Origin of the sequence: Sphingomonas sp. 67-41, from assembly GCF_001899725.1 — a bacterium.
GTDB classification, from domain to species: domain Bacteria; phylum Pseudomonadota; class Alphaproteobacteria; order Sphingomonadales; family Sphingomonadaceae; genus Sphingomonas; species Sphingomonas leidyi.
Genome location: NZ_MKWJ01000001.1, coordinates 106,342 through 131,458 on the forward strand (window position 1 = coordinate 106,342; position 25,117 = coordinate 131,458).

The 25,117-nt window shown below is 68.0% G+C and carries 17 protein-coding genes and 1 tRNA gene; 6 read left to right on the forward strand and 12 right to left on the reverse strand.

The window, feature by feature from the left end; all coding sequences use genetic code 11:
* Positions 1–18 precede the first annotated feature (18 nt).
* Together BGP17_RS00555 and BGP17_RS00560 are read left to right on the forward strand one after the other, a co-directional pair.
* Positions 19–1,383 (forward strand): 8'-apo-carotenoid 13,14-cleaving dioxygenase, encoded by a 1,365-nt coding sequence (locus BGP17_RS00555; protein ID WP_286710675.1) that lies wholly within the window; start codon positions 19–21, stop codon positions 1,381–1,383.
* 99 nt (positions 1,384–1,482) lie between these two features.
* Complete coding sequence (locus BGP17_RS00560; protein WP_167300707.1) at positions 1,483–3,846, forward strand: putative bifunctional diguanylate cyclase/phosphodiesterase; 2,364 nt, start codon at positions 1,483–1,485, stop codon at positions 3,844–3,846.
* Positions 3,847–3,864: 18 nt separating this feature from the next.
* Here the strand turns inward: BGP17_RS00560 and BGP17_RS00565 are convergent, their stop codons facing one another.
* From BGP17_RS00565 to BGP17_RS00580, 4 genes are all read right to left on the reverse strand, one after another.
* Positions 3,865–5,475 (reverse strand): M20/M25/M40 family metallo-hydrolase, encoded by a 1,611-nt coding sequence (locus BGP17_RS00565; RefSeq protein WP_286710676.1) that lies wholly within the window; start codon positions 5,473–5,475, stop codon positions 3,865–3,867.
* 5 nt (positions 5,476–5,480) lie between these two features.
* Entirely contained in the window at positions 5,481–8,054 is a 2,574-nt protein-coding gene (locus BGP17_RS00570; RefSeq protein WP_286710677.1) for a TonB-dependent receptor, read from the reverse strand.
* Positions 8,055–8,189: 135 nt separating this feature from the next.
* Positions 8,190–9,224, reverse strand: coding sequence for a FecR family protein (locus tag BGP17_RS00575; RefSeq protein WP_286710678.1), 1,035 nt, complete (start codon positions 9,222–9,224; stop codon positions 8,190–8,192).
* Positions 9,221–9,766: an RNA polymerase sigma factor gene (locus BGP17_RS00580; RefSeq protein WP_243857484.1), complete on the reverse strand. Its 546-nt coding sequence runs from the start codon at positions 9,764–9,766 to the stop codon at positions 9,221–9,223. The genes BGP17_RS00575 and BGP17_RS00580 overlap by 4 nt, the downstream gene beginning before the upstream one ends.
* 210 nt (positions 9,767–9,976) lie before the next feature.
* On the opposite strand from BGP17_RS00580, the gene BGP17_RS00585 reads away from it, so the two are divergent.
* Positions 9,977–10,053, forward strand: a tRNA-Trp gene (locus BGP17_RS00585).
* Positions 10,054–10,235: 182 nt separating this feature from the next.
* On the opposite strand, the gene BGP17_RS00590 is transcribed toward BGP17_RS00585, so the two are convergent.
* Positions 10,236–13,037, reverse strand: coding sequence for a TonB-dependent receptor (locus BGP17_RS00590; RefSeq protein ID WP_286710679.1), 2,802 nt, complete (start codon positions 13,035–13,037; stop codon positions 10,236–10,238).
* Positions 13,038–13,314: 277 nt separating this feature from the next.
* Between BGP17_RS00590 and BGP17_RS00595 the strand changes: the two genes are divergently transcribed.
* A complete protein-coding gene (locus tag BGP17_RS00595) occupies positions 13,315–14,625 on the forward strand; it encodes an MFS transporter (RefSeq protein WP_167300712.1) in 1,311 nt (436 codons plus the stop codon).
* Positions 14,622–16,454, forward strand: a complete 1,833-nt coding sequence (locus BGP17_RS00600) for a DUF8034 domain-containing protein (RefSeq protein WP_286710680.1) — start codon at positions 14,622–14,624, stop codon at positions 16,452–16,454. Before BGP17_RS00595 ends, BGP17_RS00600 begins: the two co-directional genes overlap by 4 nt.
* A 3-nt stretch (positions 16,455–16,457) precedes the next feature.
* Here BGP17_RS00600 and BGP17_RS00605 read toward each other — a convergent pair whose 3' ends face one another.
* From BGP17_RS00605 to BGP17_RS00635, 7 genes are all read right to left on the reverse strand, one after another.
* A complete protein-coding gene (locus BGP17_RS00605) occupies positions 16,458–16,988 on the reverse strand; it encodes a dihydrofolate reductase family protein (RefSeq protein ID WP_167300714.1) in 531 nt (176 codons plus the stop codon).
* A gap of 143 nt (positions 16,989–17,131) precedes the next feature.
* A complete protein-coding gene (locus BGP17_RS00610) occupies positions 17,132–18,679 on the reverse strand; it encodes a carboxylesterase/lipase family protein (protein WP_353681853.1) in 1,548 nt (515 codons plus the stop codon).
* On the reverse strand, positions 18,676–19,566 hold the full coding sequence (locus tag BGP17_RS00615) for a LysR family transcriptional regulator (RefSeq protein ID WP_286710681.1): 891 nt from the start codon (positions 19,564–19,566) through the stop codon (positions 18,676–18,678). Before BGP17_RS00615 ends, BGP17_RS00610 begins: the two co-directional genes overlap by 4 nt.
* Positions 19,567–19,599: 33 nt before the next feature.
* A complete protein-coding gene (kdgD, locus tag BGP17_RS00620) occupies positions 19,600–20,538 on the reverse strand; it encodes a 5-dehydro-4-deoxyglucarate dehydratase (RefSeq protein WP_286710682.1) in 939 nt (312 codons plus the stop codon).
* A gap of 151 nt (positions 20,539–20,689) precedes the next feature.
* The gene (locus BGP17_RS00625; protein WP_167300717.1) at positions 20,690–21,979 is read right to left on the reverse strand and encodes an LptF/LptG family permease; all 1,290 of its coding nucleotides are present in this window, start codon (positions 21,977–21,979) and stop codon (positions 20,690–20,692) included.
* Between the two features lies 1 nt (position 21,980).
* Positions 21,981–22,493, reverse strand: coding sequence for a DUF2141 domain-containing protein (locus BGP17_RS00630; RefSeq protein WP_167300718.1), 513 nt, complete (start codon positions 22,491–22,493; stop codon positions 21,981–21,983).
* Between the two features lie 87 nt (positions 22,494–22,580).
* Positions 22,581–24,041: an ArnT family glycosyltransferase gene (locus tag BGP17_RS00635; RefSeq protein WP_286710683.1), complete on the reverse strand. Its 1,461-nt coding sequence runs from the start codon at positions 24,039–24,041 to the stop codon at positions 22,581–22,583.
* Between the two features lie 202 nt (positions 24,042–24,243).
* Between BGP17_RS00635 and BGP17_RS00640 the strand changes: the two genes are divergently transcribed.
* A complete protein-coding gene (locus tag BGP17_RS00640) occupies positions 24,244–25,116 on the forward strand; it encodes a glycosyltransferase family 2 protein (RefSeq protein WP_167300720.1) in 873 nt (290 codons plus the stop codon).
* Position 25,117: the final 1 nt, after the last annotated feature.

A 25,117-nucleotide genomic window follows, 5' to 3' on the forward strand; every position in this document is an offset into this window, starting at 1 on the left:
ATAGTCCCGGAGGCGACAATGGCAAGCGCGATCGAACTGGACCAAGCGACCGATCACCCCTTCCTCACCGGCATCCACGCGCCGATGCGCGCGGAGCTGACCCTTACCGAGCTTCCCGTCACCGGCACGATCCCGCCGGCGCTGAACGGCCAGTATATGCGCATCGGCCCCAATCCGGTGAACCCGGACCCCAGGGGCTATCACTGGTTCGTCGGCGACGGCATGGTCCACGGCCTCGCGATCCGGGACGGGAAGGCGCAATGGTATCGCAACCGCTGGATCCGTTCGACTCCGGCCGCCGCGGCGTTGGGCGAGCCTCCTGCCCCCGGGCCGCGCCATGGACGCTTCGACACGGTGAACACCAATGTCGTCGAGATCGCCGGCGAAATCCTGGCGCTGGTCGAGGCCGGCAGTACGCCGGTCACCCTGTCGCGCGACATGGAGCGCCAGGCCTATTCCGATTTCGGCGGCACGCTGGCGGGCACCTTCACCGCCCATCCCCACCGCGATCCGCTGACCGGCGAGCAGCATGCGATCACCTATGCCGCCATGGTGCCCGATACCGTGCATCATGTCGTGATCTCGGCCAAGGGCAGCGTAGTGCGCGAGGAGCCGATCGCGGTAGAGCACGGCCCCTCGATCCATGATTGCGCCTTCACCGCGCGCTACGCGGTGGTGATGGACCTGCCCGTGACCTTCTCGCTGGCGGAAGCGATGCAAGGGACCCGCTTCCCCTATCGCTGGAACCCCGAGCATCGCGCCCGGATCGGCCTGCTCGCCCGCGACGGGCGGGGCGAGGATATCATCTGGATCGAGATCGACCCCTGCTACATCTTCCATACCGCCAACGCCTATGACCTGCCCGACGGCCGGGTGGTGCTCGACGCAGTGACCTATGACACGATGTTCGCCGGCGCGCCGGGGGGGCCCGACCAGAGCCCGCGCGGGCTCGAGCGGTTCGTGCTCGATCCCGCGACCCGCACTGCCGAGCGGCGCATCCTCGATTCCGCGCCGCAGGAATTCCCCCGCCCCGACGAGCGGCGCTTCGGCCGGCCCTATCGCTATGCCTATACGATGGCGCTGCCCGACAACGGCTTCGCGATCGCCGGGACGCGGCTCTACAAGCACGACCTGGCGGACGGCACCCGCCAGGTCCACGACTTCGGCCCGGGCCAGCACCCGGGCGAGTTCGTCTTCATCCCCGCCGCGCCCGATTCGGCCGAGGACGAGGGATGGCTGGTCGGCCTGGTGGTCGACCTGCCGAACGAAACGACCGACCTGGTGATCCTCGACGCGCACGACTTCGCGGGCGCGCCGGTGGCCCGCATCCGCCTGCCGCACCGGGTGCCGCCCGGCTTCCACGGCAACTGGATCGCGGATTGAGGAACGCGCTCCCCTCCCCCGCAAGGGAGGGGAGCTATATTCGCCTTTTCCCTTCCCAGCCTAACCACTCGCTAACCAGCGCCGGTCTACACCTTCCGGGTGAACAGCCAGACGACCTCGCAATTCGCCCGGCCGCGCATCGATGCGCGTGCGCTTCTGGGCCTGTACGACCCGGCGGACACCACCGACTGGGGGCCGATCCGCGCCGCCCAGCTCCATGCCGGCAGCCAGCTGGCCCTGTTCATGCTCGCGGCCAATGTGATCGGCGCCTCGCTCGTCACGATGATCCTCGCCCCGCTGGTGCCGCTGTGGCAGCTGGCGAGCTGGGGCGCGATCGTCGCCGCGGCCGGCACCGCGGTCGCCTTCCGGCGCCTCGCCAGGCGCCATCGCACCGCCGTCACCGCCACGCTCGGCGACGTGCGCGACACCGTGCTCGACGGCGTGGCGCTGGGCGCGGTCTGGTCGATCCCGCCCCTCGCCTTCGGCCATCTGGTGGACGCCAGCGCCGCGCTCGGCCTGTGGATCGTCGTGTCGCTGCTGATGACCGCCAGCGCCGTCGCCATGGCCGCGCTGCCGCTCGCCACCATCACCTTCGTCTCGATCGTCGGCACCGCGCTGGTGGTTACGCTGTCGCTGATCGCCTCGCCGATGCTCGCCGCCGCCTCCGCGCTGTTCACCGTGCTGCTCGTCATGGCCACCTTCGCGCGCGGCAAGGCGCTCGTCGTGATCCGTGCCGGCGAGATGGCGATCGCCGAACGCGACGAGACGCTGAGCCTGCTCCTGCGCGAGAACGAGCGCGAGGGCGAGGCGGACTGGCTGTGGGAAATCGATGCGCAGCGCCGCGTCGCCCGCGCCAATCCGCGCTTCTCCAAGTCGCTGGGCGTCGATCCCAAGGCGATCAACGGCATGCCCTTTCTCCAGGTGCTCGCGGGGCCGACCTGGGAGGACGGCAATTTCGCCGCCGGCCTGCGCGACCTGGCCGAGAAGCTCAAGACGCGCGACCCGTTCCACGACCTGCTGCTGCCGGTCTTCGTCAATGGCGAGGAACGCTGGTGGGAGATGTCCGCCAGCCCGCGCTATGACGAGGGCGGCACCTTCATCGGCTTCCGCGGCGTCGGCTCGGACGTTACCGAGGCGCGCGCCTCGGCCGACCAGATCAGCAAGATGGCGCGCTTCGACACGCTCACCGGCCTGCCCAACCGCCTGCTGCTCAACGAGACGCTGGCCCGCGCCATGGCCGAGGCCGAGAAATGGGGCTCGCGCTGCGCGTTCATGATGATCGACCTCGACCGCTTCAAGGCCGTGAACGACACGCTGGGCCATCCGGTGGGCGACCGGCTGCTGATGCGCGTCTCCGAGCGGCTGAAGCAGTTGATGAGCGAGAACGAGATGGTCGGCCGGCTGGGCGGCGACGAGTTCGCCGTGGTGGTGCGCGACGCGACCGACACGGCGGGCATCGAGCGGCTGGCCCAGGCGATCATCGACACGGTCTCGCGCCCCTATGAGATCGACCAGAACACGCTGTTCATCGGCGCCTCGGTCGGCCTGGCCGTGGGGCCGCGCGACGGGCGCACCGCCGAGATGCTGATCCGCTCGGCCGACCTGGCGCTCTATCGCTCCAAGGATACCGGCGGCGGCGCCTTCCATTGCTACGAGCCGCAGCTGCACATGGCTGCCGAGGAGCGCCGCGTGCTCGAGATCGCGCTGCGCAGCGCCGTCGAGAATGGCGAGATGCACCTCAACTACCAGCCGGTGGTGCTGGCGGACACCGGCTCGCTGGCCGGCTTCGAGGCGCTGCTGCGCTGGACCCATCCCGAGTTCGGCGTGGTCTCGCCCGCCAAGTTCGTGCCCCTGGCCGAGGATGCCCGGCTGATCCCCGCGATCGGCGAATGGGTGCTGCGTACCGCATGCAAGGAAGCCGCGCGCTGGGATGCCGATGTGCGCGTGGCAGTGAACGTCAGTCCCGAACAGCTCCACTCGCCGAGCTTCGCCACCATGGTGGCGCAGGCGCTCGCCCAGTCCGGTCTGCCGCCCGAGCGGCTCGAGCTGGAAGTGACCGAGAGCGTGTTCATGCGCGAAGGGACCCAGGCGATCCACGTGCTGGAAAAAGTGCTCGAGCTGGGCGTGCGCCTGAGCCTCGACGATTTCGGCACGGGCTATTCCTCGCTCGGCTATCTGGCCCATACCCGGTTCAGCTCGATCAAGATCGACCGCAGCTTCGTCCAGGGCGCATCCAAGGGCACCAAGGAAGCGATCGCCATCATCCGCGCGGTCGTGGCGCTGGCCGACAGCTTGGGCATGGCGACCACGGCCGAGGGCGTGGAGACCGAAGAGGAGCACCGGATGGTGCAGCAGCTCGGCTGCACCAAGGTGCAGGGCTATTATTTCGGCCGCCCGCTCCCCGTGCAGGAAGCCCGCGCGCTCGCCACCCGCCCGCGGGGCGGCGCCAGCGCCGCCGCCTGAGACGGCGGCGCTGGCAGGTCACTTCGCCGGCGCGGTCCGGCTGGGCTCGGTCGGCAGCGGGCGCCGCGGGAAGGGCTTGTCCGCATTCGCTGCGTTCCACAGGAAGCTCGCCAGGATGATCGAGGCCTGGCGCATGTCGTCGGCGTCGAGATGGTCGAACGTGTCCATCGAAGTATGGTGCATCCGGCCATAGTCGTTCCAGTCCTGGATGAACTGGAAACCCGGCACGCCGACCATCTGCATATATTCATTGTCCGGCCCGGTATTGTCCGATGCGGCGACCGTGGTGGCGCCCATCGATGCGAAGGGCGCAAGCCAGGCCTGGAAGATCGGCACTGCCGCCAGGTTGCGATAGGCATAGACGCCGCGGATCTTGCCCGAGCCGTTGTCGAGATTGAAATAGACCGACAGCTCGCCCCAGGTCGGCCGCTTGACGATCGGCCAGCTGGTCGAGTGGAGCCAGAAGCGGCCGTTCGCGCCCACCTTGGGCTCGGCCGGCGGCACGCGCTGCGCGAGCCGTTCCTCGACAAAGGCCGAGCTGCCGATCATCCCCTGCTCCTCCGCCCCCCACAGCGCGAAGCGGATGGTGCGGCGCGGGCGCGGCATCTTCGAGAGGATGCGCGCGGCCTCCATCACCATCGCCATGCCCGCGCCATTGTCCGCCGCGCCGTCCGCCGCCGCCGAACTGTCGAGATGCGCCCCGGCCATCACATAGGCGGCCTTGGGATCGCTGCCGGGGATCTCGGCAAAGATGTTGTAGGCCTGGGGATCGCTGTCGTCATAATGGACCACGCTCTCGATCGCGAGCGTCGGCGCCTGCCCCGCATCGGCGAGGCGGACGAGGCGGCGATAGTCCTCCGCGGCGATCTCCACCGCGGGCAAGGGCGCCTCGTCGCCCGGCGCGAAGCGATAGCCGTCGCCCATCACCAGCTTGCCGTCGCGCTTGGTCACCCGAGCATAGGCGAGCGCCCCCTCCGCCTTCAGGAAGTCCTCCATCTGGCGCGGGAAGAAATAGGATTTCTCCAGATAGGCCTTGCCGTCGGACGAGAATTTCGGCGGCTCGTACACGGCCAGCCTGGCGAATTCGTCCGCCGACAGCCGCGAGGCGGCCGGCGGGGTGCGGATGTCGTCGATGCCCGAGACCAGGACGATCCTGCCCGCCAGCTTGCCCTTCCACTGCGCGAAATCCGCCTTGCTCGTCATCGGCGCGAAGACGATCGGAGCAGTGATCACTCCGTTCGTGCCCGGCGTCCAGCTGATCGGGATGGCGGTGAGCGCCAGCGGCCGGGGCGCGATCATCCGCACGCTCGAGCGCTCCATCCACCAGCCGCGCCCGAAGGGGAACCCCTGCTTGTGCACATTGGCGAGGCCCCAGCCGCGGAACTTCTCCTGGGTCCAGGCCTCGGCCTTGCGCGCGCCGGGCGAATTGGTGAGCCGGCTGCCGATCTCGTCGCTCAGATAGCGCGCGATCTCCATCACTTCGCCATGCCGCTGACCCTCGTCGACGATGCGATCGGTCATGTCGAGGTCCACGGCCTGGCCGCGGACCACGAGCGGCGCCACGCCGAGCGCCAGCGCGAGCAGCGCCGCGCCGCCGCGCGGGAGAAGGCGGTTCGATCGGTTCTTCATGTCGCTCACCATGCCTTGCGCAGCGAGACGCTGACGAAGCGACCCAGCGGCGAATAGTTGGTCGAATCATAATTGACCGTGGTGTCGTCGAACGGCGCCAGATAGGGCGGCCGCGCGTTGGTCAGATTGTTCACGTACAGTCCGAACTCGAAGCCCTTCAGCGGCCCATGGGCCGCCGGCGCCTTCCACATCAGCGACAGGTCGAGCGTGGTCATCCCTTCCCTCGGCACCGGCGGTGCCACGTTCAGGTCGGTGATCCCCCCGGCATAATTGGCGAACAGCGTGCCGGTGAACGCGCCGAAATGCCCGGTCGCGCCGCCGCGGGCGCGGAACCGCGGGGGATTGAAGTTGGTGCCGGCGAGCTGGGTGAGCGGCGCGCTCGTGCTGTTGCGCTGGTTGCTGCGCAGCCAGCTCGCCTGGCCCGAGAGCGTCACGTCGCCGGTCGCGATCGGAATCCGATAGCTGCCGACCAGGTCGACGCCCTTGATCCGCTGGCGCGCGGCATTGACGAGCTGGTTGCGGATGATCGCCACCACTTTCGCCGGATCATAGGGCTTGCCGGTGTAATTGCCGAGGCCCCTGCTGTCGCGCGCGATCACCGCTGCCTGCTGGGCCGGGGTCGGCGCATAGTCGATGAATTCCTGCAGCGCCGGATTGTCGAGCACCTTCAGCGTGGCGTTGCTCACCGGCTGGACCACCCGATCGGTATAGTCGATGTCGAAATAGGTCGCCGACAGCTTCAGGCCCGGCACCGCCCGGGGATGCAGGTCGAGCGTCGTCGACAGGGTGCGCGCCCGCTCCGGCTTCAGATCGCGATTGCCGCCCGAGGTGAGCAGCACCGTCGAGCCCGCAGGATAATTGCCGCCGTAGAAGAGGGCGGACTGGAGCCCGACCCTGAACACCTGGAATTCGTTGCGCAGCGTCGGCGCCTTGAACGAACGGCCCCAGGAAAGCTTGAGGTCGAGATCCGGCGCCGGCGCATAGACCAGGCCGAGCTTGGGCGTGGTGACGCCGTCGAAGCGATCATATTCCTCGTGGCGCAGGGCGCCCGAAAGGGTCAGCTGGTACAGAAAGGGCGAAGCATTGGCGGCGGAGACCAGCGGCACCGAAAGCTCGCCGAAACCATAGAAATTTCCTCGCCCATCGCCCGTCGGCACGGCGGAAGTGGCGGAATAGACCCGCAGATGGTTGAAGCGATAGCCGCCGCCCACCGCCAGCCGCACATCGCCCCCGGGAATCGCGAACAGCCGGCCATCCAGGTCCAGCTCGCCGCCATAGGCGTAATTGTCGTAGATGCTGCTGCCGCCGTCGTTGTAGCCGGTCACCTTGTCGATATAGTCGTCGAAGCGGCGCGTCTTGTTGGCGCCGTACGACGCGCTGAGCGAGGCCTTCCAATCACCGGACAGGCGCCAGGCCAGCGTCGGCGAGATCGCATAATTCTCGTTGCTGAACCGCGTCGTCGCGGCGAAGGCGACGGTCGAATATTCGGCGCCGTCGCTGTGGCGCCAGCTGTACAGGCCATCGATGCTGAAGGTCAGGCGATCGGTGATGTCCTGGTGCGCGGTGACCAGTCCGCTGAAATGCTTGTGCGCATCGAGCAGCGTGTTGGGACCGACGACGTAGCGGGTATAGTCGCGCTGGCCCGATCGCACTGCGTTCTGCCGGTCATATTGCAGGGCGACCAGTGCGCCGCCGCTGCCCCAGCGGCCGCCGCCGACTGCGCCATATTCCTGCAGGAACCCGCCGCCATCGGTGGACGTGCCGAAGCGAAGCGATGTGCTCACGCCCTCGAAGTCGCGCCGCAGGATGATGTTGGCGACGCCGCCGACCGCATCCGATCCATAGAGCGCGGAAGCGCCGTCGGGCATGACCTGGAGCTCCGCCACCGCATCGAGCGGAATCGCCGAGACGTCGACCGCCTGGGCGGTTCCGTCATAGGGAAGCCGGCGGCCGTTCAGCAGGGTGAGCGTCGCATCCGGGCCGAGGCCGCGCAGGTTCAGCGCGGAGGAGCCGGACGCATTGGTGTTGGCAGCCGTGCCGGCCTGAAACCGCGCGCCCGGATTCTGCCCGCCATTATAGTTGCTGGGAATGTTGCGGATCACGTCGCCCAGATCGCGCTGCCCGGCTTCGCGCATCTCGCGCTGGTCGATCCGGAGGACCGGCGAGGCGACGGGCGCCCCGGCGATATGGGTGCCGGTGACGACGATCTCCTGCTCGGCCATCACCGCCTTTTCGAGACCCGGGTCGGCATCCTGCGCGGCGGCGGTGCTTGCCGTCGCAGCGACGACGATGAATACGCCGCGGGCGCTGCGGGAAACGCTCAGCCCCGATCCGCGGATCAGCGCCGCGATCGCCGCATCGGCCGTATAGGAGCCGCGCAGCGCATTGCTGCGTTTGCCGCGCACCACTTCGCCGCGGAACACGATCTGCTCGTGCGTCACGCCTGCCACGGTCTTGAGGGCGGCCTCCATGTCCTGTGCGGGAATGTCGAGCTGATAGCTGGCCTGTGCCTGTGCCGATGCCGGTGAAAGGCAGCTCGCGGCCACCGTCACCGCAGCCCCCATGCGAAGCAACGCCATCGATCCCCTCATCTCTGTTCCCCTGTATCGCTCCTCGTTCGCCGGGAGCTTCCGGGAAGAAAGACGCACGAGGCGCGATATCGCGAAATGCCCGCGCCTCGGACTGTCCCGCCCCTCCCTTCCAGGGGAACGGCGCTAGCGCCCGGGAGCGCGCAGGATCACGGTTTCGCCGCGACGAAGCTTCCGCAATCCGTAGAGCGTGACGACACCGTCGATGAAGGCCTCGGTATCGCCGGCATTGAACGTTCCGCTTACCGGCAGCGCGGCGGTGACGGGGTCCTCGATCGCGAGGCTGACGCCGGAATAGCGGTTGACCCGCTCCACCGCGACTCCCAGCGGCTCGTCCGAGAAGACGAGCTGCCCCTGCTCCCAGGCAGAACTGCGTGCCGTGTCCACCGTCTCGAGCCGCGCCGCCGCCGAAGCGCCGGTCGGCACGATCAGCGCGGTGCTTGGGGCGAGCATCCGATCCGCCGGCGTCCGGCCATCGCCCTGCAGCACGACGTGCCGCGGCGCCTGATCGGCAGGCCCATCCTCGAGCACCGAGACCGAGCCCTGATAGAGCACCACCCGCATCTCGGCCCGGAACAGTTCGACGCTGAACGCGGTTCCCGTCGCCACCACCATCCGATCGCCGGCCGTAACCGTGAAGGGCCGCCGCGGGTCCTTGGCGACTTCGAACCGCGCCCGCCCGGCCAGCAGGCGCAGCGCACGGCGCTCGCCGTCATAGCGCACTTCGACGGCGCTCGCCGCATCGAGGGAGAGCCGCGATCCATCGTCCAGCATGACCACGCGGCGCTCGCCGATGCCGGTCCGGAAGGTTTCACCCCGCGGATAGAAATGAAACGTGGCGACGATCAGCAGAAGGCAGGCGGCGAGCGCCCCCAGCGCGTGGCGCAGTTCCGGCCTCCAGCCGCGCGGCGATTGCCGATCGGCCTGGCTCAGCGCCTTCAGCGCATCCGCGCGGGCCGCGACCAGTTCGGGGGCTTCCGCAGCCGCGCCCGCCATTCGCCACGCCCGCTCCACGCTCGCAAGCGCCGCGCGATTGGCCGGATGCGCCTCGAGCCACAATTCGAGCTCGAGTTCCTCCTCCAGGTCGATCGGCCCTTCGTGGAACCGCATCAACCACGCCGCCGCCTGTTCGCGGGCCGCTTCGAGATCGCCGCCGCTCACCGGAACGCCTCCATGGAGGTAGCCAGCGCCTCCAGGGCGCGCTGGACATGAATCTCGACCATGCGAACCGACAGGCCAAAGCTTTCCGCGATCGTGCGCTTGTCGATATGCTCGATGCGATACAGCGTGAAAATCCTTCGTGTCTTCTCGGGCAGCTCGGCGATCGTGCGCGCGACGAGATCGAGATTCTCCCGCCCTTCGGCAACGCGATGGGGATCGAGCGGATCGATGCCCAGAAAGTCCTCGATTGCCCGGGCTTCCCGATAGCTGGTCCGCACGCGCTCGCGCCGCCCCTTGTCGCGCAGCAGGTTTGCCGCGATCCGGAAGACATAGGCATCCGCCATCGGCGCTTCGCGCTTCGGATCGCGTATGATGCGGAAGAAGACGTCCTGAGTCAGGTCCTCGGCTTCGGGCAGGGTTTGTACGCGCCGGGCAAAGAACGCGACCAGCGCTCGGCGCAAACGCCGGTCGTTCTCCGTCAGCTCCTGTCGCACGGCCTTGTTCAACGGCTTCACACCCTCCGACAGCATAACGCGCGGCATTGCGGAATCCGAAACGGGAAATCGCAGCGACCATCCGCCTGGCGACGTCCGGCGCCGTCATCAAGCGCGAGCAGCGCCCTCCCCGCGCCCGCACCGACGCGGCGATGACAGGGTAGATATATAATTCTTCCATATATTACAGAGTATTAACTCAAATCGAACAGCGCGCTTGCTCAGGCCGATCCGCCGCGCTACACGCGCTCTCCGCACAGGGGCGTAGCTCAGCTGGTTAGAGCGTCGGTCTCCAAAACCGAAGGCCCTCGGTTCGAATCCGAGCGCCCCTGCCACTTCCGATCCGTCATGCGATGTTCTTCATCCCGGCGATGTGCGGAAAGCGCTCGAAGCCCCGGATGCCGGCCGCCCGCTCCGGGCACCGATCGGATGCTGGCCGTTCTCACAAAAAAAGGGGCCAGCCAGGCGAATTGGCTGACCCCGATCCGGGAAGCGGAGGGAAGCTGGCCCGGAAGCGTCAGAAGGCCAGCCGCGCACCCAGGACGAACTGACGGCCGCTATGCGTGAGCACGTTGAGACGATTGGTCGCGTCGACGAACTGGTCGTTCAGTTCGTCGGTGAGGTTGATCATCTCCAGGCTGACCTTGAACTTGTCGGTGATGTTGTACGAGACCTGCGCATCGATGTTGGTCGTCGCGTTGGTGCCGTTGTACGAATTGCCTTCCGTGCCCGGCACCGCGGTCAGATATTTGGAGCGATAGGCAACCGAACCGCGGATCGAGAATTTCCTGGTCTCGAAATAGAGCGTGCCGTTGGCGGCATGCTTGGACAGGCCGAGCAGCGGCGCCTTCACCGTGGTCGAGCCGTTGGCCGAAGTCAGATATTCGATGTCCGAGCTGACATAGGTGTAGTTCGCCAGCACGCCGAAATTGCTGAGGAGGCCCGGCAGGAAGCTGAAAGGCTGCTGCACATTGACCTCGAAGCCGCGCAGCAGGCCGCCCTTCGAGTTGACCGGCTGGCTGACGATGAAGGCGTCGGTGGGGCTCGCGGTAGTGCCGTCGAGCAGCGAGGCGGGCAGGCCCAGGTCGCTGAAGGGCACCGTGGTACTCAGCGTCTGGACGAAGGTGCCGATGTCCTTCTGGAACACCGAGACGGCATAGATCGCGCCGCGCGTCGGATACCATTCGATCGAGGCGTCGAGATTGGTCGACTTGGTCGGCTTCAGGTCCGGGTTGCCCGAGCTGAAGGTGCGGTTGCCGCCCGAGACGTTGAGGTTGCCGCCCGGAGTCAGCGAGCCGATGCCCGCGCGAGCGATCGTCTTGGCGGCGGCGAAGCGCACCATCAGATTGTCGCGCACATCGACGACGAGATTGGCGGACGGCAGCCAGTTCGCATAGCTGCGGTCCGCGCCCACCAGGTTCACCGTGCTGCCCTGGCTGGCATAGCCGGTGGAGAACTGGTCGGTCTTCACATAGCGAAGGCCGGCGTCGCCGCGGATCGGGATGCCGGCATTGGCGAAGTTGAACTCCGCCATGCCCCAGGCGCCCAGATCCTCCTCGCGCACGGTGACGAACGAGCCGCGCGCGGTGGCGTTCTCCACCCCGCCGATGGCATAGGTCGGGTTGCTGTAGGTATTGAGATAGGCCTGGAACGCCGCGAGATCCGGCACCACCCAGGAAGTGGGCGTGCCCGCGGGAACGTTCAACCCGCGGCCGAAGCCCGAGAAGACCGTGGTCAGCGGAGCGAGCTGCGCCGCGGTGAGCGTGGTCACCACCGTCTCGCCCTGCAGGCGGCGCTGCTCCGTGGAGCCATAGTCGAACCGGCGCCAGTCGACGCCCGCCTTGAGCTTCAGCTCGGGCGAGGTCGTCCATTCGAGGAAGCCCTTGGCGTTGGTGAAGCTGTTGTCGACGGTCTGCGGCCGGATGCGGACTTCCGAAGTGCCGTTGGTGAAGGCGAAAGTCGCGGGGCTGGTGACATCGACGCCCGGCCGGATCGTGGGGAAGCGCGTCGAGAAATCATAGTAGAAGCCGTTGGTGTTCGCGGCATCGATCGTCACCGTGGTCTGGATCGGGTTGCGGAACTGCGAGCTCGAATAGCCCACCACCGCACCGAACTTCAGCGACTCGCCGATCTTCTGGTCGAGCGTGCCGGTGAGCTGGTAGAAGTCGGTGACCAGCTTGTCGTAGCGCGCCTGGGTGCGCAGATCGACATTGTCGAACGTGCCGCTGATGATATTGCGATTGGCGTCGACCGTGCCCGAGCGGATGATTGTCTGCGGCTTGCCGGTGCCCGAGCGGCTGAAGCTGATCGCCTGGAACTGCGCTTCCTGGCGGGTGCCGTCGAGCCGCGAATAGAGGCCGTCGATCGAGATCAGCGTCTTCTGGGTCGGCTGGAACTGCACGCCCAGCGCCGCGCCCAGGCGCTTCTGCTCGATCGCATAGCTCACCAGGCCCGGGATACGCGGGTGATAGAGCGCGGTGGCGGGATTGGTGTCGTTGATCTGGGCTATCGTCTTCCCCGCGATCGTCGAGGCGGCGTTGAACCCGCCGTTGAACCCGCCATAGGTCCAGCGGGTGATGTTCGCCCCCTCCTCGACCAGGGCGCGCTCCTCATAGGCGACCGAGAGCAGCACGCCGAAGCGCCCATCCGCGGTGCTGGTGGTAAGCAGCGTCGAGACGCGGGGCTTGGCCTTGCGGGCAAGATCGTTGTAGCTCGCCGCCGCCTGGATCACCGCGGTCGGCTTGCGATAGTCGAACGGACGTGCGGTCTGGAGATCGACCGTGCCGCCGAGCGAGCCCTCCTCCACGTCTGCAGTGGCCGTCTTGCGCACGGCCAGGCTGTTGAACAGGTCCGACGAGAAGATGTTGAAGTCGAAACCGCGGCCACGGTTCACGCCGCCCGAATTGTCGGTGCCGCCGGTGGTGCCGATCGCTTCCATGCCGTTGATGCGTACGCGGCTATATTCCGGGCCCAGGCCGCGGATGGAAATGTTGCGGCCCTCGCCGTTGACGCGGCTGATGGCGACGCCCGGGATGCGCTGGAGCGATTCCGCGAGGTTGAGATCGGGGAATTCCGCGATGTCCTCGGCCTTGATCGCGTCGATCGTCGCGGTCTCGCTGCGCTTCAGGTTGAGCGCGCTGTTGAGGCTGGCGCGAAATCCCTTCACCACGATCTCGTTGCCCGCGCCTTCGTCCTGGACGGGCACCGACGCCGCGGCCGAATCGCCGGCGGCATCCTGCGCACGCGCGTCGGCAGCCGCGAGGACGGCGGCCGCGCCAGACAAAGCGAGGACGGATTTCAGGATTCGGGTGCGGGACATCGCCTTCAGTCTCCCCATGAGATGCCGCTTCTTTGGCGAGCGGATTTGATTGCAGGCTGGTTAGCCGTGAAGGCGCGCGACAGGCCAACCTCAATCGAACATGGATCGATGCGCTTCTTGCACTGATCCGCACGGTCTCGAAGCAAGATGGCCATGATCAAGCCAAGTCGGGACTGGATCGTTCCCGTTTTTGGCTTGGACCCGCTCCCCGCTGCCCGGTAGGCCTGCAAAGCCGTCAACGCGCAGGCAACAGGCGCGCAGCGCGAAGGAGAGAGACTTGACCGAGGGCAGCCGGCCCACGCGCGTGCGCCATGCGATCATCGCACTGATCTTCCTGATCACCAGCGTGAACTATGCCGATCGCGCAACCTTCTCGATCGCAGGCAATGCGGCGGCGGGCGAGTTGGGGCTCACCCCCGTGCAGACCGGCTATATCCTCTCGGCCTTCGCCTGGGCCTATGCGCTCTCGCAGATCCCGGGCGGGCTGCTGCTCGACAGGTTCGGTACCAAGCGCGTGTATGCCGCCGCGATCGCGCTCTGGTCGATCTTCACCGCCAGCCAGGGCCTTGCGGGACTGGTGCCGATCCTTTCCGCCACTGCGATGCTGTTCGCGCTGCGCTTCCTGGTCGGCCTGGCCGAGGCGCCGTCCTTCCCGGGCAATGCCCGGCTCGTCGCCGCCTGGTTCCCCGCCGCGGAACGCGGCACCGCCTCGGCGATCTTCAACTCGGCGCAATATTTTTCGATCGTCGCCTTCGTGCCGCTGATGGGCTGGCTGGCGCACAGTTTCGGCTGGCGATCGGTGTTCTGGACGATGGGCGGGCTGGGCCTGCTCGCCACCCTCGCCTTTCTCCGCTTCATCCACAGCCCGGCCAGGCACCCCGCGATCAACCGGGCGGAACTCGGCCATATCGAGGCCGGCGGCGGGCTGATCCACATGGAGGAGCAGGCCGGCAGCTCGGCCGCGTTCGATTGGGCCAATATCGGCAAGCTGATCGCCAACCGGATGATGCTGGGTATCTATCTGGGCCAATATTGCATCAACGTGCTCACCTATTTCTTCGTCACCTGGTTCCCGATCTACCTGGTGAAGGAGCGCGGGCTGAACATCATGCAGGCGGGCTTCGCCGCCGCGGCCCCCGCCCTGTTCGGCTTTGTCGGCGGGCTGGCGGGCGGCTATGTCTCCGATCGCATCCTGAGGCGCACCGGCTCGCTCGACTGGGCGCGCAAGGCGCCGCTCACCATCGGCATGCTGCTCGCCACGGCGATCATCGCCTGTGTGTGGGTGAAGGAGGAATGGCTGGTCGTCACGCTGATGTCCGTCGCCTTTTTCGGCAAGGGCGTCGCCTCGCTCGGCTGGGCGGTGATGGCGGACGTTGCGCCGAAGAAGCTCGCCGGCCTTTCGGGCGGCGTGTTCAACATGTTCGGCAACATCGCCGGCATCGTCACGCCGATCGTGGTGGGCTATATCGTCGCCGGCACCGGTTCCTTCGACCTCGCACTGGTCTTTGTCGGCGCGCATTGCCTGCTGACGATCTTCGCCTTCCTCGTCATCGCCGGCCCGATCCGCCGGGTGGAGATCGCCGAATGACCGTCGACCGCCGCCAGTTCCTGCTCGCAAGCGCCGCCAGTGCGGTTGCCCTGCCCGCTGCCGCGCATGCCGCTCCGGTCCGGCTGATCGCGAAGACCCGGATGGCGGCGCCCGACTGGGCGGTGATGCAGCGCCGGCTGCTCGCCCGCAACGCCGCTGCCTGCGAGGCCTTCTACGCCAAATATGTCGATGCGCGTGGCTGGTTGAAGGTCTTCGCGCGCTGGGGCGCCAATGACGGCCCCGACGACGCGGCCGAGGCGACCAACGACTGGCTGGTGCTGCACGCGCTCGGCGGATCGGACAGGATCCTGACCCTGGCCCAGCGTTTCTGGGAAGGGCATCTCAAGCAATACGCCGCCGCCCGGACGATGGACGTGCCGATCGCGCGGCAGGGCATGTATCATCGGGAATTCCCGGTCCAGATGGACTGGCAGCACAACAGCGAGGGGCTGACGAGCTTCAACGTGATGGGACTCTCGATCCCTCGCGATCCCAGGCTGCTGGCGCGCACGATGCGCTATGCCGATTTCTATACCGGCCGCGACCCCACGGTGCAGAATTACGATCCCGAGCGCCGGATCATCCGCAGCGTAATGAACGGCAGCCGCGGCCCGATGCTGCGAAGGGCGACTCCGCTCGACTGGGCCGGCGACCCGTTCGAGGCGGGCGAGCGCTTCCACATGGAGCATGGCGAGACGACCTATCAGCAGACGCTCGACCATTATAACGAATATGGCGACGTGATCGGCGACAATCCGCTCAACCTGCAGGCGACCACTCTCGGCCTCAACGCCTATGCGCTCGGCGGTGGCGAGCGCTATCGCCGCTGGGCGCTCGACTATCTCGACGCCTGGGTGGAACGAGCCAGGGCGAACAACGATATTTTGCCTAGTCATATTGGGTTGGACGGCAGCGTGGGCGCCCGGTGGTGGCACGGCGTCTATGGCTGGGGCTTCTCGCCGATCGTGCCGCAGACCGGCAAGCGCGAGGACCGCAACCGCGTACCGCGCGCGATCACTGCCTTCTTCAACGGCACGGTGCTGACCGGCGACCTTTCCTATGTCGAATTGTGGCGCCGCCAGAACATGCGGATCAACGAGGCGGGCCGCCAGCGTGACGGCAAGTTCGAGGCGCCGACCATGTATGGCGCCCAGGGCTGGTATGGCTGGAAGCCCGGCCCCTATCGCAACAACGGCTTCGAGATCTGGTACTTCACGCAGGACCCGAAGGATCGCGCGGCGGCGGGCGAGCATCCCTGGATATCGTTCCTCGAGGGCCGGAACCCCGGCTATCCGATCACGGCGATGCAGGCGGATCTCGACAGGGTCGCCGCGCGGGAAAAGGCCCAGGCCGACGACCCGACCACGCCCGGCACGCGGCTCGCCGACTGGCCTCTGGACATCACGCCGGCGAGCGTCACCAGCCTCATCCAGCTGATGACCGGCGGACTGCACATCGCCCGCCCGCCCTGGTCGCCCACCTCGCCCAACCAAGGCGGCGTGCCGCTCCATTGCCGGCTGCGCTATTTCGACGTGGAGAAGCGCCGCGCCGGCGTGCCCCAGGATGTCGCCGCACTGGTCCATGCGCTGGGCGATGCCTCGGCGGAGGTCACGCTGGTCAATCTCGGCAAGGCGCCCCGCACCATGGTCGTGCAGGGCGGCGCCTGGGCCGAGCACCGGATCGAGAGCGTGACGCTTGACGGCATCGAAACCCGGATCGGCCGGCCGGACTTCGCGCTGCGGCTGGAACCGGGCTGCGGCGCGCGGCTCAAGCTGGCGATGCGGCGCTTCGCCAACCGGCCGACGCTGGCGTTTCCGTGGAGCCGCTGAGCGCTAGGCCGGCACGTATGTCAGCCTGATCACCTGCTCGCCGATGCGCTCGCTCGCCACCAGCCGCAGCGGCGGCCGGGGACCGGCGAAATAGGGCTTGCCCCCGCCCAGCACGCCGGGATGCAGGTACATCCGATATTCGTCGACCAGGCCGAGCCGGGTGAGGCTGTGCGCCAGCTCCGGGCCGGAGACTTCGATCACGCCTTCATGCCGCGCCTTCAATTCGCGCACCGCCGCTTCGAGATCCTCTCCGAGAAGCGTGGCATTGGGGCCGACGGACTCCAGGGTGCGCGACGCCACCCATTTCGGCATGCTCCGCCAGGCCGCGGCATAGTCGCGCCGGGGAGCATCCCATTCCGGATGCTCGTCGTCCCAATAGCGCATCACTTCGTACATGCGCCGCCCATAGATGCTGCCGGCCAGGCTCCGCACATCGTCGATGAAATGCCGGAAGAGCACGGGATCGGGCGCGAACGCCAAGTGATCGACATAGCCGTCGAGCGACTGGTTCAACGCATAGACAAGGCTGGCCATGTGCGATCTCCTCCCGATGGAAGCCACAAGTATCGACCCTTGGCTCTTCCGTTCCCCGGCGAAGGCCGGGGCCCAGTCTCGGCGCAATTGGCTGGGGCAGTCAAACCTATCGAACGACATCGCAACCGGGGCCCGGCCGCAGCTCAGCCGCCCGGCTTGATATAGGGCGCGACCGACCAGAGCAGGCGCTCCTCCCGCCGCGGGTCCGCTACCACGCGCGTATCGGTGTCGAAGAGCATCGTCGCACGCCGATCGAGATCGAAACGCGGCCAGGCGGGCACGCTCGCGCAGTTCGGATCGCCGGTGCGGGCAAAGGCGATGAAGGCGTCCGCCATCCGCCCGGCCAGCCGCCGCGCCTCGGGGCCGTCCCCCGTGCGGGCGCCCTGCGCGCCGGTGTTGTCGAACACCAGCGGGATATCGAGCGTGTGGAAGGCGCCGAGGATGCCCCCTGCCTCGGGCGCAGGGAAATCGAGCTGATACATCCAGGTGGGCGCCCCGATCCGCGCGCGTTCCTCCGCCTGGATCAGATGGCCGGGCCAGGAGCGGCCCGCCGTGCTTGCCGCCAGCAGGATCTGGCCGGGCGTCCTTTCCGGATAGATCTCGCGGTAGCGCTTCACCACCCAATCGGGCGCGACGTCCTTGGTAACCTGCGCCGCGATCCGCCCGGCCAGATTGTCCCATGTCGTGTCGCCGCGCTTGAGCATGTCGCCGATCCAGAAGCCGGTCTCGTCATGGGTGTTGCCGACGATCAGCGGGATATGCGCCGCCTCGCGCGGAGCATCCGGAACGAAGGGATGGCGCGGAAGCGCGCCGTGATCGAGCGTCGAGACGAAGCTGATCTCGCCCTTCCCCTCCAGCGGATCCGTCATCCCCATCGCCTCGACCAGCCGCTCGACGGGCAGTGCATCGAGCGCGGCGACATCGGCCGCCCCGGCCCTGGCCATCCAGGCCCTGGCGCGGGCCGTGGCATGCATCGGGCCCGCGGCAGTGACGTGCTGGCCGCTCATCGTCGCGGCGCGGTGAAAGAGCGGGCGCGCCTCGGGCATCGCCATCAGGGTCACCACCTTGGCGCCGCCGCCCGACTGGCCGAAGATCGTCACGCGAGAGGGGTCGCCGCCAAAGCCGGCGATATTGTCCCGCACCCATCGCAGCGCCAGCACGATGTCGAGATTGCCGACATTGCCCGATTCCGCCGGGCCGCCGAGCTGGGCGAGATAGGCATAGCCGAGCGCCGCCAGCCGGTGGTTGAGCGTCACCACCACCACATCGCCGCGGCGGACGAGGCGGCTCCCGTCATAGAGCGGGTCGGAACCCGAGCCATGCGCGTGGGCGCCCCCGTGGAGATAGACCATCACCGGGCGCTTCCCGGCGTCGAGCGCCGGGGTCCAGATGTTGAGGAACAGGCAGTCCTCGCCGGCCGGCTCGTCCACCCTGGTCTGCGGCGCGGCTCGGCCATGGCGCGTGGCGTCGGCGATGCCCCGCCAGGGCTGCGGCGGGAGCGCGCGGCGGAAACGGCGAGTGCGGGTATCCGCGCCGTAGCGGACGCCCCTGAAGACGAGCACGCCCTGTTCGTTCACGCCCCGCACCCGGCCATGGCGGGTGGTCGCGACCGGATCGACGGGCGCCTTGGCCAGCGCCGCGCCGGCCGGGAGCAGCATCGCGCCGCCGATCACTGCGCGCCGATCGATCACGCGCCCGCCGTCTGCGCGCAGAGCTGCCGCATCGGTTCGAGCGCCGGATTGGCGTTGTCGCGGCGCCACGCCATGTGGAGTTCGACGGGGTTCTCCGGATCGGTGCGCAGCGCGCGGAACTGCACGTCCATCAGGTGCAGGCCCGATGCCGATTGCGGCACCAGCGCGGCGGCGAGGCCGGCATGGACGAGGCCGAGCATCGAATGGATCTGCGTGACGTGCTGCACATGGAGCGGCGAGACGCCGGCATCGTCGAAAAGCCGCACCAGCATGTCGTGGAAATAGCCCGCGCCCTGCCGCGCATACATGATCAGCGGCTCGTTATCGAAATCGACCAGTTCGAAGGCGGGACGGGACTGGCGCGGATCGCCGGGCGGCAGCGCCACCACCAGCGGCTCGCGCAGCACGCACAGCGTGTCGAACTCGTGCCTGTCGACCGGCGGGCGGACGAAACCGATATCGATCAGGCCGGTGAGCAGCGCATCGACCTGGTCGCCGCTCACCATCTCGTGGAGATCGAGATCGATGTTGGGCAGGCTCGCGCGCGCATTGGCGACGATATGCGGGACCAGTCCATAGCCGGAGACGGCAGTGAAGCCGATCGCGACCTTGCCGGCATCGCCCTGCGCGACTCGCCGCGCCGACAGCGAGGCGCTTTCGGCGAGCCGCACGATGCGCCGCGCCTCGATCAGGAAGACCTGGCCAGCGGGCGTCAGGCTCACCTGGCGGCTGGTGCGCTCGAGCAGCATGACGCCCAGAATGCGCTCGAGCAGCTGGATCTGCCGGCTGAGCGGCGACTGGGTCATGTTCAGGCGCTGCGCGGCTCGGCCGAAATGGAGTTCCTCGGCCGCGGCGACGAAGCAGCGGAGCTGGCTGAGCTCGAACATGCTCCCGGGTCTATCGCACCTCCGTGCGCCCTGTCACGCCGCGTGGGCGACGGACGCGGCGGAGGCGCCCTCCACCAGCGCGCGCAGGGCGTCATGCTCGGCGGCAGTGAGGTCGGTGAGCGGCGTCCGCACCGGTCCGGCATCGCGCCCGACCACGCGCATGCCCGCCTTGACGATCGACACCGCATAGCCGCGGCCGCGGTTGCGCAGCGCGATATAGGGCAGCACGAAGGCCTTGAGCCGCGCGATCACCTCGTCCTGCCGGCCGGCGCGAACGGCGCGATAGAAGTCCAGCGCCCATTCCGGCATGAAGTTGAAGATCGCCGAGGAATAGGTGGTCACGCCCATGGTGAGATAGGGCGTCGCGAAGGTCTCGGCCGTCGGGAGGCCACCGACATAAGTGAGCCGATCGCCCATCCGCGCGAAGATGCGCGTCATCAGCTCGATATCGCCCACCCCGTCCTTGAAGCCGACCAGGTTGGGATTGCGCTCGCACAGCCGGGCGAGCGTATCGTCGTTCACCACCGCATTGTCGCGATTGTAGACGATCACGCCCAGGCCGGTGGAACGGCACACCGCCTCGATATGCGCGGCCAGCCCTTCCTGGCTCGATCCCACCAGATAGGGCGGCAGCAGCAACAGGCCGTCCGCGCCCGCCCTTTCCGCGCCGCGGGCGATCTCGGTGGCGATGGCGGTGCCGTAGCCGCAGCCCGAAATCACGGGCAGCTTGCCCGCCGCCTCGGCCACCGCCGCGGCGACAACGGTAACCACTTCGGCCGGAGTGAGCGAGAAGAACTCGCCGGTGCCACCCGCAGCGAACAGGCCCGACAGCTCGTGCGACAGCATCCATGCGCAATGCTCGCGATAGGCATGCTCGGCAAAGGCGCCGTCGGCATCGAAATGCGTGACCGGAAAGGACAGGAGGCCCCCGCCAAGGCTGCGCGCCATTTCAACCGGATTCCAGCTCGTCACGATCGTCTCCTAGTCGCCGCCCATCGTCCGAGGGGGTCTTGGTTCGATCGCTAGCTATTGGGTCCGCGACATGCCGTCCAAACCAAAGCCGCGATGGATCGATGCAAGACTTGGCTCGATCCATCGCAGGCGGCGCCGGCCCGGCGTCACTTCACCGCGCGGCGACCCTGGGAGCCGGCGTGTCCGAAGCGGCAAGTTCCAGATCGGGCGCGAAGCTGCTGCGGGCGGCTGAACGGCGGGCATTGACGGAGAAGGGAACGACTTCCGCAACGACGACGGGGGAAGTCGCGCGGCGGCCCCATCGCGCGCGACGCAGGCGCCGCAGCGGTGCCGCCGCCCGCTCGATGAGCGCATCCACGATTCCCTCGCCCCTGGTCTGCTCGAGATGGATCAGCCCGGCGGCGGCTGCCACCCACAGGCCCAGGCTCAGCGCTTCGGCCAAAAGGATATGCGCGGCGAAATTGGCTTCGATCCATGCCGCCAGCTTCAGATGCAGCACGACCAGCACGATCGAGACGAGGATTCCGACCGCGCTCTCCTTGCGCCGGGGCGGTTTGCCCAGCGGAACCGCGAACCAGGGAATGAGCAGGCAGAACAACACGCTGTCCACCCGCATCACCAGCGCGGTCAGCGCATATTGGCGCTCCGCGGGCGTTCCGTTGCGCGCCTTCTCCAGCAGGCCCGGGCCCGAAAGCAGATCGAACCGGTGCATCGCATCGTTGTCGGCCATGCCGGTCGCGGGCGGCTGGCCGGAAAAGTCCATCCGATCGAAACGAACCGCACGGACCTGGCCTGCCCCCGCACCGATTACGCCGACGCCATGGCGAAGCCGCAATCGCACGCCGCCGCCCGGCGAGAAACCGATATCGGCGCGCGGCGCGCTGAAACTGTCCTCGCCGCGGCGAACGACGACGTCCTCGAGATGGCGTTCGCCGCCTCTCCCGGTTCCGCCGATGAAGATCGTGGTCGACGCATCGAGCTCGATCGGCTGGCCGACCGGCAGGGGCAAGCCGTGCTCCCCGGCCTGCAGCTCGTGGTAGATGCCATCGAGCGCCCGCTCGCCGGCGGGCCGCAGCGCGAACCCGATCGCGAACTGGGCGCCGGCGACGAGCACGGCGAAGGCGAGCGGAACCGCCATGATGCGCAGCCGGCTCATGCCCGCGGCCGCGGCGATCTGCCACTCGCCACGCAGGATCATCTGCCGCACCGCCATCGCCGAAGCCAGCATCAGCGCAACGGGGACCGCGGCGTTCAGATGCTCGGGGACCTGCGCGATGCTGAACCGGACCAGCAGCGCCATCGCGTCGCTGCTCTTCTCCACTTCCGCGAGCAGGCGGCGCAGGTTTTCCAGGGCGAGGATCGCCGGGATGATCGCAACGATCACGGCGAACCGGACCGCGATCTTCGCGCCCCAATATCGATCGAAGATGCCGCCGACCACTTCAGCTACGGGGCGAGAAGCCGAAACCGCGCAGATATTGCATCTGAACGTTCACGGTCGTGATCCCGGAGCCGGCGACCACCCTGGCCTGCTCGACGGACGGCTTGCTGCGCACCAATGCCCGGTTCGCGGGTATGCCGGCACCGTCGCTCCAGAAGGAGAATTTGTCGCGTCCGACCCGGTTGTGCCGGAGCAGCACCGCATAGGTGCCCGGCTGTGGGACACGCACGCAGATCGCCACATCGCCCGCGGCGGGCAGCCGCGAGCGGGTGCGGCGGAAAACCTTCCCCTCGGCGACCAGATCCGTGTCGTCCCGCAGATAATCGGTGTTGTTCGCCGGATAGAGCTCGAGCCAAAGCTCGCCGCTGCGATCCTTCAGGCCCTGGACATTGACCTGGATGGCCGGCCCGCGGCCGTTGCGGCAATAATCCGAATCCTCGCCGATCTGCGCGCTCGCCGCCGGCACCAGGGCGATCGCGGCCCAGGCGAACGCCAAGGCAATACCAATCCGCATGCAGAGCATTCCCCGCCATCCCCATGATGCTTCGGGGGTCAGACGACGCGGCGCGGAGCGACTCTCACTTCCGCCCGCGAAAAATCCTCATCGGCGTGCCGGCAAGCCACGGCGGACATAGACGAGGAGACGCTCGTCCTCGCGCGGCTGCGACAGCGCGAGCGCATAGTCGCGCCGCAATGCCGCATCGATCACGGCCTTGCTGTCCTCGTTCCAGGGCGAGAGCGGCGCATCGAGCGTGACGATCACGGGCGGCCGCCCCGCAATGATCCGCCGGACCTCGGCCGCCTCGTCGGTTCCAGTCGCGCCCTGCTCGGCGGCATAGGCCAGGGTGGAGGGAAAGGCGTAGCGCGTGGGAACACAGGCGTGCGCGAGGACATAGAGCGCCGAATCCCCGGCGAAGACATAGGGGCAGCCGGCACGCGAATGCGCTTCGATCTCCCGCGCGGCCGCGTAGATGCCCGCACGATAGTCGCGCTCGGTCGATAGATGGAAGGCCGCCAGCGCGAGCGCGGCGACTGCCATGAAGCCCTGCGCGAGCCGCGACGCGCCCAGCGCAAGGCCGGCGATCATCGCCAGCGGCGCGAGCAGCGGCAGCGCATAATGATCGAAGAACGCGCCGATCATCGCAAAGGCGATCAGCGCGGCGGCCAGCCAGGCGAGGCAGACCGCCAGCGCCTCGCGCCGGTCGGAGAAGCGGCGGGCGAGGATGGCAGCCAGGATGAAGGGCGAGAGCTGCGCCGTCGTTCCCGCCAGCCGCGCGGCGATCTTGCTGGCGGGATAGCCTCGGCGCAGGGCGATGGAAGCGAAATTGGAGAACCAGAACGTGTCGAACGCCGCCGGGCCCAGCGCTTCGAAATAGAGGATCGCGCCCAGCGTCGGCGCGATCCCGAGCGCGCCCCACAGGATGGCGGCGCCGACGGTGAGGGCAACCCGGGCGCCGGCCCGGTGCAGATACCAGAGATGAACGAGCCCGAAGAACGCCCCCTCCACCAGCGGCGTATATTTGATCTGGATGGCCAGGCCCGCGAGCAGGCAGGCGACCGCACCGCTGACGATTATCGCACCGATTTCCCGGCGCCGTGCCCGCTCGGGCAGGCACAGGGCCAGATACCCGCCCGCCGCCATCAGCAGATTGTAATAGACCGGCGTCTGGCCGCCGCGCCCGCTCAGGAAGGACAGCCACAGCACATAGGCACAGGCGGCGAGCAACGCGCCGAGCGGACGCGCGCCCAGGCGCCGCGCACCCAACGCCACGATCAGCCCGGTCGACGCCGCGCACAGGGTAGCGACCAGCTGATAGGCAAGCACGCCGTCACCGGGCAGCAGCCGCATGCCGGCGAACAGGAGGAACAGCCCGACCGGCTTGCGGTCCCATATGTCGAGATAGGGCAGCGCCCCATGCAGCATCCGGTCGCCGACGAGCAGATAATATTGCTCGTCGACATGGATCGCCGGATTGCCGAAGTCGCGCCAGCGCACCGCCACCGCGAACATCAGCAGAATCAGGAACCACGCCGCGTTCCGGCGCGCCTGCACCCTCGTCATCCCCCTGGCCTTTCCCGGTTCGACCCCGCCGGATCCTATGAGGTTCGGCCTGCCCCGTCATGGAAACTATTTTCCGGAGACCGTGTGGGGATCGCCTCTCGCGGTGTCGTCAGGGCGGTATCGGGGAGAGCGAATGCGGCGCCGGGCGGGGAAATCCGCCGCCGCGCTCGACCTCGCCAGTTGCCGGGGTTGGGGACGGAATATGTACGTCGATCTGGAACGCGCATTGCCGCCATCGATGCGCCGCACAGCGGAAGATGCGGTCGCGGACTGGACGGTGATCATTCCCTTCTTCAACGAGCGGGAGCTCCTGCCCGGCACGATCGCCAGCCTCGCGCGGCAGATCGTGCCCTTCCGGCTGATCCTGGTCGACAATGGCTCGACCGACGGCAGCGCGGCCGTCGCCGAAGCGGCGGCGCGCAGGCACGGCCTCGACCATATGCTGGTCACCGAGCGCACGCCCGGCAAGGTCTCGGCGCTGCGTGCCGGGTTCCGCTGGTCCCGCACCCGCTGGACCGCGACCTGCGACGCCGATACGCTCTATCCGCCGCACTATCTCGCGACCGCGGAAGAGCTGCTCTCGCGGCGCAATTGCGTTACCGCGGGGGCCTACTTCGTCGACCCCGGCGCGAGCGCGGACGACCGCGCGGCGCGGGCCGGGACGATCCGCATGGCCGCGCGCCTGCTGCCGCGCCAGTCGCACACCGGCGGCGCCGGCCAGGCCTTCTGCACCGCGACGCTGCGCGCCGTGGGCGGCTTCGATCCCGATCGCTGGAACTTCGTGCTCGAGGATCACGAAGTGATCCACCGCATGATGCGCAAGGGCACGATGCTCTATTCCGAGGCATTGTGGTGCATGCCCTCGCCCCGCGAGCGGGACCGCCACTCGATCCGCTGGAACCTGTTCGAGCGGATCGTCTATTCCGCCGCCGCGCCCTGGGCCGGCGACTGGTTCTTCTATTCCTTCCTTTCCAGGCGGCTGCGCCGGCGCCGGCTGCTCAGCCAGTGCATCCGCGAGCGCCAGTTCCAGCAGATCGAGGAGACCGAGCTTGTCCCGACTCATTCTGTGCGCTGAT